The sequence below is a fragment of the Alteribacillus persepolensis genome, assembly GCF_900099605.1.
Lineage (GTDB): Bacteria > Bacillota > Bacilli > Bacillales > Marinococcaceae > Alteribacillus > Alteribacillus persepolensis.
On the sequence record NZ_FNDK01000027.1, the window covers coordinates 21,129 to 35,114 of the forward strand.

General features: G+C 39.6%; 14 protein-coding genes. 10 read left to right on the forward strand and 4 right to left on the reverse strand.

Annotation, left to right across the window (positions count from 1 at the left end):
- Positions 1-8: 8 nt before the first annotated feature.
- The 3 genes from yaaA to dnaA all read right to left on the reverse strand — a co-directional run bounded on the left by yaaA (position 9) and on the right by dnaA (position 3,093).
- The gene (gene yaaA / locus BLT18_RS15550) at positions 9-233 is read right to left on the reverse strand and encodes a S4 domain-containing protein YaaA (RefSeq protein WP_091276056.1); all 225 of its coding nucleotides are present in this window, start codon (positions 231-233) and stop codon (positions 9-11) included.
- Between the two features lie 213 nt (positions 234-446).
- Entirely contained in the window at positions 447-1,589 is a 1,143-nt protein-coding gene (gene dnaN / locus BLT18_RS15555; protein WP_091276059.1) for a DNA polymerase III subunit beta, read from the reverse strand.
- Positions 1,590-1,740: 151 nt separating this feature from the next.
- On the reverse strand, positions 1,741-3,093 hold the full coding sequence (gene dnaA / locus BLT18_RS15560; RefSeq protein WP_091276061.1) for a chromosomal replication initiator protein DnaA: 1,353 nt from the start codon (positions 3,091-3,093) through the stop codon (positions 1,741-1,743).
- Positions 3,094-3,743: 650 nt separating this feature from the next.
- On the opposite strand from dnaA, the gene rpmH reads away from it, so the two are divergent.
- The 10 genes from rpmH (at position 3,744) to BLT18_RS15610 (ending at position 13,510) form a co-directional block, all read left to right on the forward strand.
- Positions 3,744-3,881 carry a 50S ribosomal protein L34 gene (gene rpmH / locus BLT18_RS15565; protein ID WP_091276063.1) on the forward strand — a complete coding sequence of 46 codons (138 nt, stop codon included), beginning with the start codon at positions 3,744-3,746 and terminating at the stop codon, positions 3,879-3,881.
- Positions 3,882-4,093: 212 nt separating this feature from the next.
- Complete coding sequence (gene rnpA / locus BLT18_RS15570; RefSeq protein ID WP_091276065.1) at positions 4,094-4,438, forward strand: ribonuclease P protein component; 345 nt, start codon at positions 4,094-4,096, stop codon at positions 4,436-4,438.
- Between the two features lie 145 nt (positions 4,439-4,583).
- Positions 4,584-5,360: a YidC family membrane integrase SpoIIIJ gene (gene spoIIIJ / locus BLT18_RS15575; protein ID WP_091276068.1), complete on the forward strand. Its 777-nt coding sequence runs from the start codon at positions 4,584-4,586 to the stop codon at positions 5,358-5,360.
- Positions 5,357-5,995 carry an RNA-binding cell elongation regulator Jag/EloR gene (gene jag / locus BLT18_RS15580; protein ID WP_091276070.1) on the forward strand — a complete coding sequence of 213 codons (639 nt, stop codon included), beginning with the start codon at positions 5,357-5,359 and terminating at the stop codon, positions 5,993-5,995. The genes spoIIIJ and jag overlap by 4 nt, the downstream gene beginning before the upstream one ends.
- 355 nt (positions 5,996-6,350) lie before the next feature.
- Complete coding sequence (gene mnmE, locus BLT18_RS15585; protein WP_091276073.1) at positions 6,351-7,727, forward strand: tRNA uridine-5-carboxymethylaminomethyl(34) synthesis GTPase MnmE; 1,377 nt, start codon at positions 6,351-6,353, stop codon at positions 7,725-7,727.
- A gap of 21 nt (positions 7,728-7,748) precedes the next feature.
- On the forward strand, positions 7,749-9,638 hold the full coding sequence (gene mnmG / locus BLT18_RS15590) for a tRNA uridine-5-carboxymethylaminomethyl(34) synthesis enzyme MnmG (RefSeq protein WP_091276076.1): 1,890 nt from the start codon (positions 7,749-7,751) through the stop codon (positions 9,636-9,638).
- A 95-nt stretch (positions 9,639-9,733) separates the two neighbouring features.
- The gene (gene rsmG / locus BLT18_RS15595; RefSeq protein ID WP_091276078.1) at positions 9,734-10,450 is read left to right on the forward strand and encodes a 16S rRNA (guanine(527)-N(7))-methyltransferase RsmG; all 717 of its coding nucleotides are present in this window, start codon (positions 9,734-9,736) and stop codon (positions 10,448-10,450) included.
- Positions 10,451-10,603: 153 nt separating this feature from the next.
- Positions 10,604-11,455, forward strand: coding sequence for a nucleoid occlusion protein (noc, locus tag BLT18_RS15600; protein ID WP_091276079.1), 852 nt, complete (start codon positions 10,604-10,606; stop codon positions 11,453-11,455).
- Between the two features lie 440 nt (positions 11,456-11,895).
- Positions 11,896-12,657: a ParA family protein gene (locus BLT18_RS15605; protein WP_091276082.1), complete on the forward strand. Its 762-nt coding sequence runs from the start codon at positions 11,896-11,898 to the stop codon at positions 12,655-12,657.
- A complete protein-coding gene (locus BLT18_RS15610; RefSeq protein ID WP_091276084.1) occupies positions 12,650-13,510 on the forward strand; it encodes a ParB/RepB/Spo0J family partition protein in 861 nt (286 codons plus the stop codon). Before BLT18_RS15605 ends, BLT18_RS15610 begins: the two co-directional genes overlap by 8 nt.
- 34 nt (positions 13,511-13,544) lie before the next feature.
- Here BLT18_RS15610 and BLT18_RS18000 read toward each other — a convergent pair whose 3' ends face one another.
- Entirely contained in the window at positions 13,545-13,688 is a 144-nt protein-coding gene (locus BLT18_RS18000) for a transposase (protein WP_139184755.1), read from the reverse strand.
- Between the last annotated feature and the right edge of the window lie 298 nt (positions 13,689-13,986).

The window sequence follows — 13,986 nt, forward strand, 5'->3', positions numbered from 1 at the left end:
AACCCCTCTTACTGTTGTGTTGAAGAAACTACGAATGTACCAGCACCTTCAATCATAATTTCATCACCGTTATAAAGTTTTTTGCCGCGCCGTTTTTCATCTGTCTGATTAACAAGAACTTCATGTTCTGATAAAAACCACTTCGCCATTCCACCTGTATCAATGACTCCAACTTCTTTTAAGAGTTGTCCTAACGTGATATATTCTGTTGTTATTTCAATTGATTGGCTCATCATTATCCCTCCTGTGCTTGCTAATAACATCGACGTTTTTTTGGATAAACATTCGGTAATCATAACTCCGCTTCAAATGACATATGAATACACTATATATTTTACTAAAAATATGCGTATAACGCCAATAGAAACGAATAGAAATCATTTTGGCGCATAAACATGTATATTCATAGAGAAACCCCCAGGAAATGGCATCCCAGGGGATAGTTACTAGTACGTGCGAACAGGTGAAAAGAGATGGAGCATTTGATCATGATCGGTTGGGCGGAGGATAAACGGGCTCATCGCACCAGTAAACATAATATGGACCATTTCACTGTCAATAACTTTCAAGGCATCCATAATATTTTTACCGTTAAAGGAAATACGCAGTTCTTCCCCCTCTACCTGGTGACAATGAATTTTTTCAGTGACTTTCCCAACTTCAGAAGAGATGGATGTGACTTCCAATACATCTCCTTCCAATGTTTTTAAATTAATAACATTGTTTTTGGCTTCTTTTGACAGCAACAACGCTCTTTCTAGTGAATGCAGCAATTCTTTTGTTGGAAGTTCTATTTGTGTCTTTGCTTGTTCTGGAATCATGTTTTTGGTTACTGGGTACTTTCCATCAAGCAATCTTGAAAAGAACAAGAGATGCTTGAATTGAAATAAGATCTGGCTGCCTGTTACAACAATGTCAACTAAATCATCTGTGTCATCAAGTATTTTACTTAATTCATTTAAACTTTTTCCAGGAATAACAACATTAGAAATCGTTAAATTTTCCGTCGTTGATTCCGTTATCGCTTTTCTCATTGCTAATCGATGGCTGTCTGTTGCAGTACAGGTCAATATTCCATTTTCTATCTCCATGTTTACACCTGTCAACACTGGACGGGTTTCCTGGTTCGACACAGCGAACACCGTTTGCCTAATCATATCTTTCAGCAAGTTTTGCGGAAGACGAAACGTGCGGCTTTCATCAAGTTTTGGTAGTTGGGGATATTCTTCCGGATCCAGCCCGTTTAAATTAAAAACAACGCTTCCAGACCGTAATGTAGTCGCAAATTGGTCTTGAACCATGACTTCTATATCATCACCTGGCAATTTTTTAACAATATCAGCAAAAAAGCGAGCTTGTAAGACAATGCTGCCTTCTTTTTTTACTTCTACATATTCTTTTTCTTCATCTGCTGCAGGTATAAAAGATTCAATGGATATATCAGAATCACTGCCTGTCAGTGTTACTCCATCAGATGTCACTTCTAATTTAATTCCCGTTAAGATTGGAATTGTAGTTCTGGAAGATACAGCTTTATTCACGTGCTGCACACTTTGAACGAATTTATCACGCTGTATTATAAAATGCATACTACATCTCCCTTTATATATATATTTAATTAATAATAAGTCGTCATAGTAATAGGTGTTGTGTATATTGTGGATAATTCTGAAACAACCCTGTAACGACAGAGTTGTGCACATGTGGATAATGTGTGTATAACTAAACGAGTTTTACACATCATGTTTTTAACTTGTCGATAATTTCTTGAAGGCTTTTTTGCAGTTCGGTGTCTGTTTGAAGCATTGTGGCAATTTTCTCGTGTGCATGAATGACAGTTGTATGATCTCGTCCTCCAAATTCGTCACCAATTTTCGGCAAAGATGATTCTGTCATTTCCCGCGATAAATACATTGCTATTTGACGAGGAAATGCAATGGTTTTTGTGCGTTTCTTTGCTTTTAATTCCTGCACTTGAATGCCAAACTGTTCAGCAACGGTTTCTTGGATATCTGGAATAGTAATTTTTTTCGGTTTCGAACTTGGGATGATATCTTTTAATGCTTCTGCTGCTAAATCAGCATTCATATCTTGATTAATAAGGGAAGAATAAGCCACGACCCGAATTAGTGCACCTTCTAATTCGCGGATATTCGTGTCAATTTGATTTGCAATATAGAGCATAACTTCATTTGGAACATCAAGTTTTTCTGCCTTGGCTTTTTTGCGTAAAATAGCGATTCTTGTTTCTAAATCAGGAGGAGTAATGTCTGTAATCAATCCCCATTCAAACCGTGAACGAAGCCGATCCTCGAGGGTTGGAATTTCTTTTGGCGGCCTGTCGCTTGAAATCACAATTTGTTTGCTTTCTTCGTGCAGAGCATTAAATGTATGGAAAAACTCTTCTTGCGTTTGTTCTTTTCCAGCTAAAAATTGAATATCATCAATCAGCAGTACATCCACGCTTCTGTATTTATTACGAAAATTGACTGCTTTGTTGTCACGAATGGAGTTAATAAATTCATTGGTGAATTTTTCGGAAGAAAGATAAACAACGCGAGCTTCAGGATTATGGTCAATCACGTAATGTCCGATAGCATGCATTAAATGTGTTTTTCCCAGTCCTACACCACCATAAATGAAAAGTGGATTATAGGCTTTTGCAGGTGCTTCGGCAACAGCAAGTGATGCTGCGTGTGCAAATCGATTCCCAGAGCCGATGACAAACGTATTAAATGTATATTTATCATTAAGCATGCTTTTTGGAACTTCATCACTATGCTGACCTGATTCAGATGGCATTTTTTTCATTTCCTGTTCAATGGATATACCATGTTCTTCTTCTGTTTCAGGAATAATAAATTTAACGTTTAAATCGGCACCAGTAATATCTTGCAAAGTATCTGAAATGAGGCTTGAGTAACGATTTTCTAACCAGTCTCTGGCAAATTCATTCGGAGCAGTAATAATAATGGTATCTTCATGAAGTTCGGTGGCTTTTGTCGATTTTAACCATGTTTCAAAACTTGGTTTGCTCACTTTTTTCCGTATAACATCCAATGTTTGATCCCATAAATCTTTAATATTCTCCAAACTGTGCCCCCTCCTCCTTTTTGTAAATAATAGAACCGCTTGTCCTTGAATTATGTGCCAAACGGTAAGAAAAGGCCTCCGATTCTTTTTATAGTTAAGAAGGAAGCCTTCAAGAGTTGACTGAACATGTGCAAATCAGAAATGGGAACAGACAGACTTATCCCCAATTAACTGCATAACTATTAAATAAAAATAATTATGGTAGAAAAAAATATGTCCACAGGCTTAACAACCTTGTGGATAATCCTATCCTAAGGGTGTGGAATATTATCCACATAGTTATTCACATGTGTGGAAAAATGACAATGTCTGATAAGTTATCCAGAATAAAAACAAATTCATCATACCAAAAATAAACACTACTAGCAACGGCATTTATAAAGGTTATCCACATAATCAATAACTTGTGTATTCTTTTTTTCCACAACACTATATTATGTGTGTAAGTTGTAGATAATATTGTCGAAAAATGGGTGTTCGCCCTAAAAAGTTATACACAAGCTGATAGTTGGCTTATAGTTGTAAACAGAATGATGCGGAGATAGATACATAAGAAATAGAGATGCTTCTTGACAATAGTTAGTGAATATCTTTATAATTTACGGGAATGTCCTTAATTAGCAAAAGTCCTCAGGGAGGTGCAAATAGAAATGGGTAAACCAACTTATACACCAAATAATCGTAAACGTAAAAAAGTACATGGATTCCGCGCTCGTATGAGTACGAAAAACGGTCGTCACGTTCTTAAAAATCGTCGCCGTAAAGGAAGAAAAGTATTATCTGCTTAAGACCACTGATCACACAGTGGTCTTTTTTCCACTGATAGGAAAATATAAAAAGTTAGGCAGTATGGCCCGTGCATTCAAGACGTTAAGAGAGTCATGGATGTGCAAGCGGCCGCTGCCGTGTTTTTAAGATGTGAAATGGATACAATGAGTCAAAGCAGTGCTTCTGTCTCTTTTTACATAAAGGTATTACGCGGTTAACGGAGGGCAATGGATTGAAGAAAGCGTACAGAATTAAAAGGAATCACGAATTTAGCCGAGTGTTCGAAAAAGGCACGTCTTATGCGAATCGACAGTTGGTTGTTTATGTTTTGCATAAAGAGGATCAGCCTCATTTTCGAGTTGGATTAACGGTCAGCAAAAAAATGGGGAATGCTGTCACAAGAAATCGAATAAAGCGTTTATTACGAGAGGCAGTAAGAGAAATCGCTGACCGGCTAGAGGGAGAGCGGGATTACATTATTATTGCAAGACGTCCTGTCGTGACGATGTCATATGAGGAAATTAAAAAAAGTATGCGTCATGTAATGGGCGTAGCCGGCGTGATTCAAAAACATTAAAACAAGTCATAACGTATTATTTTTGTTTTCTTTATTTCTTAGTTATTCTCCGCTACAATATAGTGTGGTTAAATGAAATTAGATACGGGCAATGTCAGCGCTTACGTGCGCTTTTTTTGCTAATTTAAACAAGGAGGAAACTCTTGTGTACAAGAAAATAGGTCTAGGCGTAGTGCTTGTTACCCTTATGGCATTGTTAACAGGATGCATGGATATTGATGAGCCTATTAATGAAAATAGTGAGGGAATTTGGAATACGTTTTTCGTGTACCCGCTTCATTGGTTAATAGTGACGATTGCTGAATACATGAATGAAGATTATGGGCTTTCTATTATCGTTGTAACTATTTTACTTCGTCTCATCATTTTGCCTTTAATGATTAAACAAACAAAAAGTGCTCGGGCGATGCAGGAACTTCAGCCGGAAATGCAGAAGTTAAGAGAAAAATACAGTGCAAAAGATCAACAAACCCAGCAGAAGCTGCAGCAAGAAACCATGAAACTTTTCCAAGAGAAAAATATTAATCCATTGGCTGGGTGTTTCCCTATATTAGTACAAATGCCGATTTTAATTGCGTTTTATCACGCTATTATGCGGACAAGAGAAATAGGAGGCCATGTCTTTTTATGGTTTGAACTTGGTCAGCCAGACTTTATTCTTCCATTTATTGCTGGTATAACAACGTTTATTCAGCAAAAAATGATGATGGTACAAGATAACCCGCAAATGCGTATATTAATGTACATGATGCCGTTTATGATTACGGCTTTTGCCTTCTTTTTCCCTTCAGCGCTGGCCTTATACTGGGTTGTCGGTAACTTGTTTATGATTGCTCAAACGTACTTTATTACAGGACCAGGAGCTAGAAAACGAGCAGATGATAAAGCAGAAGCAAAAGCGGGGGGAGCGAAGAAAAAGTGAAGACAGTCAAAGTTTCGGGAAAAACGATTGAAGAAGCGGTGCGTGAAGCGATAGTAAAGCTGAATGTAGACAGCGAAAAAGAGATTACGTATGACGTGATGGAAGAACCTTCAAAAGGTTTTCTCGGCTTGATTGGAACCAAACCAGCTGTAATTGAAGCGTCTATTAAAATAGATCCGATTGAAGAGTCTGTGAAATTTTTGCGTCAGGTGATTCAAGAGATGCAAGTAGATGCTGAAGTAGAAGTGATAAAGCGCGGTAAAGAAACGGAATTGTCTCTATCAGGAGAGAACCTGGGAGTATTGATTGGAAAACGTGGCAAGACGCTTGATTCTCTGCAGTATTTAACCAATTTAGTTGCCAACCGCCATTCCAATCAGTATTCTCGCATTGTGTTAGATGCGGAAAATTACCGGGAACGCAGAAGAATAGCTTTAGAAGAACTAGCTGAACGATTGGCGAACAAAGCAATGCGGACAAGAGAAAAAGTCGTATTGGAACCGATGAATGCCAGGGAAAGAAAGATTATTCATTCCGCTCTTCAAGCCAATGAAAACATTGAAACGCATTCAGACGGTTCAGAACCGTATCGACATATTGTTATTACCCCCCTAAAAACCAATTATTGTTCCTGAAGTGAACAATGGTGACGAACGATTGAAGCATTCGCGTAAATGGCTGCTGCTAGACGCGAATGCTTTTTTTGTGCTGATAAAAAAGTATACGCTGTTTCTATTGAGGATTAGCAGCAACATGGGCTTTTCTAACAAGAGAAGCATTTTTCTTGTTGATAAAAATAAAGAAAAACTATAAAATAAGTTGTCCACATGTGGATGGTTATTCTCTTTTTCAAATGAAAAACATGTGGTATTCTATTATGTTAGGGAAACATTAGCTTTCTCATGTTCTGAAAAATATCAGAAATGACGATAATATATAAAATAACCATACAACAATTTAAAAGAATAAAGTAGAAGGAGGTGAAGAAGGATGGATTTTGATACGATTGCAGCTATTTCTACCCCCACAGGAGAAGGGGCAATTGCGATTGTGCGTATCAGCGGAGATAAGGCTTTATCCATTGCAGATGCATTTTATAAGGGAAAGCACTCATTAAAAGACGTAGACACCCACACAATTCACTACGGTCACCTCGTTGATCCGCAGACAGAAGAGCCGGTAGAAGAGGTAATGGTATCCGTCCTTCATGCCCCTAAGACATTTACAAAAGAAGATGTAGTTGAAATAAATTGTCATGGCGGATTGGTTTCTGTTAACAAAGTGCTGGATTTAGTATTAAGTCATGGGGCAAGAATCGCCGAACCAGGTGAATTTACAAAACGAGCCTTTTTAAACGGACGAATTGATTTATCCCAAGCAGAAGGTGTTATGGATTTAATTCGTGCAAAAACAGATCGGGCGATGAATGCTGCTCTCAAACAAGTGGACGGACGTTTGTCTGATAAGGTCAGGAGATTACGGCAAAAACTGCTTGAGACCGTTGCCAACGTAGAAGTCAATATTGACTACCCAGAATACGATGCGGAATCGGTGACGTTAGAACGTTTACGCGCACATGCCAAAGAAGTACGGGCAGAAATTAATGAGTTGCTTGCGACAGCAAAACAAGGGAAGATTTTGCGTGAAGGACTGGCTACAGCCATTATTGGCCGGCCCAATGTAGGGAAGTCTTCCTTAATGAACAGCTTGGTGCATGAAAATAAGGCAATTGTAACCGATGTGCCTGGTACCACACGTGACGTGTTAGAAGAATACGTAAATGTACGAGGTGTGCCGCTTCGTCTTATTGATACAGCTGGAATTCGTGAAACGGAAGATATTGTCGAAAAAATTGGTGTGGAACGTTCCCATCAAGTATTAAAAGAAGCAGATCTGGTATTATTAGTCATTAACAGCGCCGAAAGATTAACGGATGAAGACGAAGCGCTGTTTCAGGCGATTGAAGGGTTAAATGCAGTAGTGATTTTAAATAAAACCGATCTTGATCAAAAGGTAGATGCAGGCCGTGTAAAAGAGTTAGCACAGGAACGTCCGGTTATTACGGCCTCGCTTTTAAAAGATGAAGGCATTGAAGAGCTAGAGCAAGTGATTTCTAAGTTGTTTTTTGAAGAAGGCGTTGAAACAGCAGATTTAAGTTATATATCCAACGCTCGTCATATCGGGCTGCTGAACCAAGCCAAACAGTCTATTGATGAGGCGTTAGCAGCAGCTGAGATGGCAGTGCCGGTAGATATGGTGCAGATTGATATTACACGGGCGTGGGAACAGCTAGGAGAAATTGTTGGAGAAAACGTGCATGACAGTTTAATTGATCAACTGTTTTCACAGTTTTGCTTAGGAAAATAAACAAAAAGGGAGGCAGCCATCATGCATTATGACGGCGGCAAATTTGATGTTATTGTTATTGGTGCTGGTCACGCTGGTGTAGAAGCGGGGCTTGCTGCTGCCAGGATGGGATCGAAAACGTTAATGCTGACGTTAAATCTCGATTCTGTTGCATTTATGCCTTGTAATCCATCTGTAGGCGGACCGGCAAAAGGAATTGTTGTACGGGAAATCGATGCTTTGGGCGGAGAAATGGCCAAAAATATTGATAAAACCCATATTCAAATGAGAATGTTAAACACAGGGAAAGGGCCTGCCGTACGAGCGCTGCGCGCACAAGCGGATAAGTTTTTGTATCAACATGAAATGAAGAAAACATTAGAAGAAGAAGAAAACCTCTTGCTTCGCCAAGGAATGGTAGAAGAATTAATTGTTGAAGATGGAGTATGTAAGGGTGTTGTCACAAATACAGGAGCGTCCTATTACGCGAAAACGGTGGTTGTTACGACAGGTACGTACTTGCGAGGAAAAATTATCTTAGGGGATTTGGCGTATGAGAGCGGTCCAAATAATATGCAGCCATCTGTTAACCTTTCGCACAGTTTGAAATCACTGGGATTTGAAATGGTTCGGTTTAAGACGGGGACACCTCCTCGTGTCAACGGAAGCAGTATCGATTACGATAAAACAGAAATTCAGCCAGGTGATGACAAACCTCGTGCCTTTTCATATGAAACGACAAAATATATCACGGATCAACTTCCTTGCTGGTTGACCTACACCGGAGAAATGACTCATCAAATTATTAACGACAACTTAAAACGTTCCCCGATGTACTCGGGCATGATTGAAGGTACAGGTCCGCGTTATTGTCCATCCATTGAAGATAAGATTGTACGTTTTCACGATAAACCAAAACATCAAATATTCTTAGAGCCAGAAGGCCGCAACACATCTGAAGTATATGTGCAAGGCTTATCCACCAGTCTGCCGGAAGATGTGCAGTTTAAGATGCTTAAAACGATACCGGGGCTTGAAAACGTACGAATGATGCGTCCTGGATATGCCATTGAATATGATGCCATTGTTCCAACTCAATTGTGGCCGACACTTGAAACGAAAAAAGTAGAGAATTTGTTTACAGCAGGTCAAATCAATGGCACGTCTGGTTATGAAGAAGCGGCAGGTCAAGGGATTATGGCTGGCATTAACGCAGCTTGTAAAGCACAAGGTAAAGAAGGAGTTATTCTAGACCGTTCTGATGGTTACATTGGGGTATTGATTGATGACTTGGTCACAAAAGGTACAAATGAACCATATCGTCTGCTTACATCTAGAGCAGAATACCGTCTGCTTTTGCGTCATGATAACGCAGACCTACGTTTGACAGAGAGAGGATACGAAATTGGTCTTATTCCAGAAGAGCGTTATCAGCGTTTCGTGGCGAAAAAAGAGGCAATCGCTAAAGAAAAAGCACGCCTTGAAAAAACGATTATTAAGCCAAGCGAAGAATTACAAAAGCTGTTAGCAGAAAAACAGTCATCACCAATGAAAGAAGCAGCTTCTGCTGCACATCTGTTGAAACGTCCGGAATTGGGTTATGATGATATTATCCCATTTGCACCTGGAGATGAGAATGTGACTCCTGATGTTAGTGAACAAGTGGAGATTCAAACAAAATATGAAGGATATATTACCAAACAGCTAGAACAAGTGGAGCGTATGAAAAAGATGGAGAAAAAGAAAATTCCAGAGAACTTGGATTACGAACAAATTTCAGGAATTGCGACAGAAGCAAGACAAAAATTGGCGGAAGTACGTCCGATTTCTGTTGGGCAGGCGTCGAGAGTTTCCGGGGTCAATCCATCAGATATTTCCATTTTGCTCGTTTATTTAGAGCAAGGTCGTTTAGCAAAAACAGCGGAAGCATAAAAGCAGCTCCAGTGCCTTCACATACTATTAAGGTTGGCGCTGGAGCTTATTTACATTGATAAAAAGGAAATATCCACACAAAGGAGCTTATTTTTATGAGTAAGCAGCAATTTGCAAGCTGGCTGAAGCAAAATAGCATACATCTGTCAGAACAGCAAATGCAGCAGTTTGAAACATATTATCATGCACTAATAGAGTGGAATGAAAAAATGAATTTAACTGGTATTACAGATGAAGACGATGTATATGAAAAACATTTTTATGATTCCCTTACGGCTGCTTTTGCCTATGATTTTCAATCAGCAGTCCGAATTGTTGATATTGGTGCGGGCGCTGGTTTTCCAAGTATTCCGATAAAAATATGTTTTCCTCACTTACAAGTGGTTATTATTGATTCGCTGAAAAAAAGAACGAAGTTTTTGAAACATATAGCAGATGAACTAGGTCTGGATAATGTGCAATTTGTGCACGGCCGAGCAGAAGAAGCGGCACGCGATGTGTCTCACCGCGAAACATACGACGTAGCAATTGCTCGCGCTGTCGCAAAAATGAATGTCTTAACAGAACTTTGTCTGCCTTTTGTCAGACGAGGTGGTATATTTTTAGCGATGAAAGGGTCAACAGGACTGGAAGAAAAGGAAGAAGCGAACAGTGCTTGCAGGAAACTTGGAGGAAGGTGGCTGGAGCCGTATGCGTTAAAGCTGCCTCATGAAGAAAGCAGTCGTTTCATTTTGCGCATGGAAAAAATCGATTCGACACCGGGAAAATATCCAAGAAAGCCTGGAACTCCTGCGAAAAAACCACTAGTATGATGAAAGTTTCCGATATTTAACATGGTAGACAAAGCACTCAAGCGTGGTAAAATATATGCAGATAAGGTCGATTCTTGAAAGAAGGTTTTTCGCAAGGAAATGGCGAAATGAAACATTGATATATTGTAGTTTCTAGTAAGGTGGTGTCAGGCAATGAAGCAATCGCTTCAAAAGTGGTTTGGTCTTGGCGACCAAGATAATGGCAAAGAAGGAAAAGACCAGCGTTCAGAAGATGAAGTGAAACGTATTTCTGTTGATCAAATCACTGCCAATCCATTTCAGCCGCGTACTATTTTCCAAGAGGATAAGATTGCGGAGCTTGCACAATCAATTCGCACGCATGGGCTGCTGCAGCCAATCACGGTCAGGCAGCGCGAGGACCGCTATGAAATTATTGCAGGGGAGAGGCGTTGGCGGGCGGCTCTATACCTTCAAATGGAAGAAATCCCAGCTATTATTAAAGAATTTAATGATACAGAAACAGCTTCGGTAGCACTTATTGAAAATTTACAGCGTGAAGAATTAACAGCAATTGAAGAAGCTGTAGCATATGCTAAATTGCTGGAGTTGCACAATTTAACACAGGAAAGCCTGGCACAAAGACTTGGTAAAGGCCAATCAACGGTTGCAAATAAATTGCGTCTTTTGCATTTAACAGACAGTGTCCAGCAAGCACTAAAAGAACGGAAAATAACGGAGAGACACGCTCGGGCTCTGCTGCCTATGAAAGATGCAGATAAGCAGGAACACGTATTAGAGCAAATTATTAAACATGAGCTCAATGTGAAACAAACAGAAGAGTTAATAAAAAAACAGCTGCAAGGTGAAAGCAAGCCGAAAAAGAAAAAGCCGACGCGAAAACACTTTTCCAAAGACACCCGTCTGGCGTTAAATACCATCCGCCAATCCGTGGATATGGTAACAGAAAGCGGGATGAACGTTGAAACGGATGAGGAAGATCATGAAGAATATTATCAGTTCACGATTCGTATTCCAAAAAAGTAATCTGCCACTGTGATGGCAGATTACTTTTTTATACTGATAGAAAAGAGAAGGCTGGTGTTTACGTCTAGAGTAAACGCCGGGTCTCTGGGGACCCTTTTCACTTCAAGCTTGCAGCCCGGTTTACGTGCTTGTTTTGTTTGTACTTCTTCTATCGGTGTTCCCATTAGTCAGGTTAACAACTGTGAACATGTTTACAGGCAAACAACTCCTTGGCATGCTTTGTTTCTACATAAGAATACACATGTAAGATATTTGTGACACGGGCTGTTTGTTCTGAAGAGTCATTTTGACGTCTCCAAGTTGTGAATCTTTTTAATAATAAAAGAAAAACGGAGGAAGTTGTCGAAAAAACGTTTACAACATATACCAAAAAACGTGATAGAATAATGACAACAAACGTAGCGATGGAAGTTGTTTAGAGGAAAGTAGGTGTCCTGCCGATGGCAAAAGTTGTTGCTGTCGCTAACCAAAAGGGTGGAGTAGGTAAGACGACCACGGCTGTAAATATCAGTGCTTGTTTAGCTTATATAGGCAAAAGGGTTCTATTAGTGGATATTGACCCACAAGGCAATGCAACGAGTGGAGCAGGGATTGAAAAAGGTGATGTAGATGAATGTGTGTATAATCTTTTAGTTGAAGATGCCAATGTAAAACAAGTAGTGAAACCATCTACGGTAGAAAATTTAGATGTTATTCCAGCTACCATTCAGCTCTCTGGAGCAGAAATTGAATTAGTACCGACTATTTCCAGGGAAATTCGTTTAAAAAAGGCATTGAGTGATGTAGAGAAGGAATTTGATTATATTATTATTGACTGCCCGCCATCACTTGGTTTGTTAACCATTAATGCTCTAACAGCTGCCGATTCCGTTTTAATCCCCGTGCAATGTGAGTATTATGCGCTTGAAGGATTAAGCCAGCTGTTAAATACGGTCCGTTTAGTACAAAAACATTTAAACAATGATTTAGCGATTGAAGGAGTCATATTAACGATGTTAGATGCCAGGACCAATTTAGGGCTGCAAGTAATTGAAGAAGTAAAAAAATATTTTCGAGAGAAAGTATTTCAAACCATTGTACCCCGAAATGTTCGTTTAGGAGAGGCACCTAGTCATGGGCTTCCAATTATTTTGTATGACGCCAAATCAAGAGGGGCGGAAGTGTATTTAGATCTAGCAAAGGAGGTGGTGACTGGTGGGTAAAGGTCTTGGACGAGGTCTCAATGCTTTTTTTCCTGACGAAGCAAAACAAGAACAAAACCAAGTGGTTAGAAATATAAAAATTAAAGATTTACGGCCGAATCCTTATCAACCAAGGCATTCATTTTCTAGTGAAGCCATTCACGAGCTGAAAGAGTCTATTCAAGAGCATGGCATTTTACAGCCTCTTATCGTGCGGAAGAGTATTAAAGGTTATGAAATCGTTGCAGGTGAACGAAGATTTCGAGCAGCGAAGGATGCAGGATTAAAAACTGTCCCCGCCGTTGAACAAGAGCTATCAGATGAAAAGATGATGGAAATTGCCCTTATTGAAAATCTGCAACGGGAGAATTTGAATCCTTTGGAAGAAGCAAAGGCGTATAGCAAACTTATCCAGTATCTTGGGGTCACACAAGAAGAGTTATCAAAAAGAATTGGAAAAAGCAGGCCGCATATTGCTAATCATTTGCGCCTGATGCAGCTGCCAAAACAAGTACAAAGAAAATTAGCTGATAAAACCATTTCCATGGGACATGGCAGAACGCTGCTCGGTTTAGATGACCATAAAAAAGCAGCAGAAGTGTTAAAGCAGGTTGAAGATGAATCATTAAACGTACGGCAAACAGAGGAACTTGTACAACGTATAAACAATGTTTCACGTGAAACAGACAAAAAACGCCATAAAAAGACCGAAGAATCCTCTATCTTTTTAAAATCAAAAGAAGATGCTCTACGGTCTTATTTTGGAACGTCTGTTTCTATCAAAAAAGGCAAGAAAAAAGGGAAGATTGAAATTGAATTTTTAACAGATGATGACCTGGAACGTATTTTGCAATTGCTGGATAAAGATTCATAACTTGTCGGGAAGTCCCGTATAAGGGGCTTTTTTGTTACACTAGCTGATCGTCCAGGGCATCGATCATGTCGCTCACGATTCGGGCGACGTGATCTTCGGGAATTAAATCTGAAAAATCCATAGGAAGATACAGCTGATTCATGGTATACTCTTGGAAAGTGGCCGTTAGGTTACTCATAAAAAATCGCCTTCTTTCGTTAATGGGTTGTGGTGACTTCATTATACCGAAAGAGGCGATTTTTTTGTGTGTTTAGCATAAAAAAAAGAATGTTGGAGTTTTTTCGTCCATTATTTTTGGTTGGCGACCAGGTGAGACGCCTGCGGGAAAAGCAAGAGCTGAAGATCCACCGACGGTGGTCTCCCATCGGTTAGCTGAAGCCTTGCCCGCGGCAAGCGAACCTGAAGAGCCATCAATACTAGAGGGATAAGTTATTCCAAACAACAAACCTTACAGCCCCATCTCTTTAGCTGAACCT

What these genes read in the sequence shown, in the direction of transcription:
- BLT18_RS18000 (WP_139184755.1), bottom strand. Translation starts at nt 13,688, where the DNA reads ATGAGTAACCTAACGGCCACTTTCCAAGAGTATACCATGAATCAGCTG.
- mnmG (WP_091276076.1), top strand. Translation starts at nt 7,749, where the DNA reads ATGCATTATGACGGCGGCAAATTTGATGTTATTGTTATTGGTGCTGGT.
- rpmH (WP_091276063.1), top strand. Translation starts at nt 3,744, where the DNA reads ATGGGTAAACCAACTTATACACCAAATAATCGTAAACGTAAAAAAGTA.
- dnaN (WP_091276059.1), bottom strand. Translation starts at nt 1,589, where the DNA reads ATGCATTTTATAATACAGCGTGATAAATTCGTTCAAAGTGTGCAGCAC.
- rsmG (WP_091276078.1), top strand. Translation starts at nt 9,734, where the DNA reads ATGAGTAAGCAGCAATTTGCAAGCTGGCTGAAGCAAAATAGCATACAT.
- BLT18_RS15605 (WP_091276082.1), top strand. Translation starts at nt 11,896, where the DNA reads ATGGCAAAAGTTGTTGCTGTCGCTAACCAAAAGGGTGGAGTAGGTAAG.
- mnmE (WP_091276073.1), top strand. Translation starts at nt 6,351, where the DNA reads ATGGATTTTGATACGATTGCAGCTATTTCTACCCCCACAGGAGAAGGG.
- yaaA (WP_091276056.1), bottom strand. Translation starts at nt 233, where the DNA reads ATGAGCCAATCAATTGAAATAACAACAGAATATATCACGTTAGGACAA.
- noc (WP_091276079.1), top strand. Translation starts at nt 10,604, where the DNA reads ATGAAGCAATCGCTTCAAAAGTGGTTTGGTCTTGGCGACCAAGATAAT.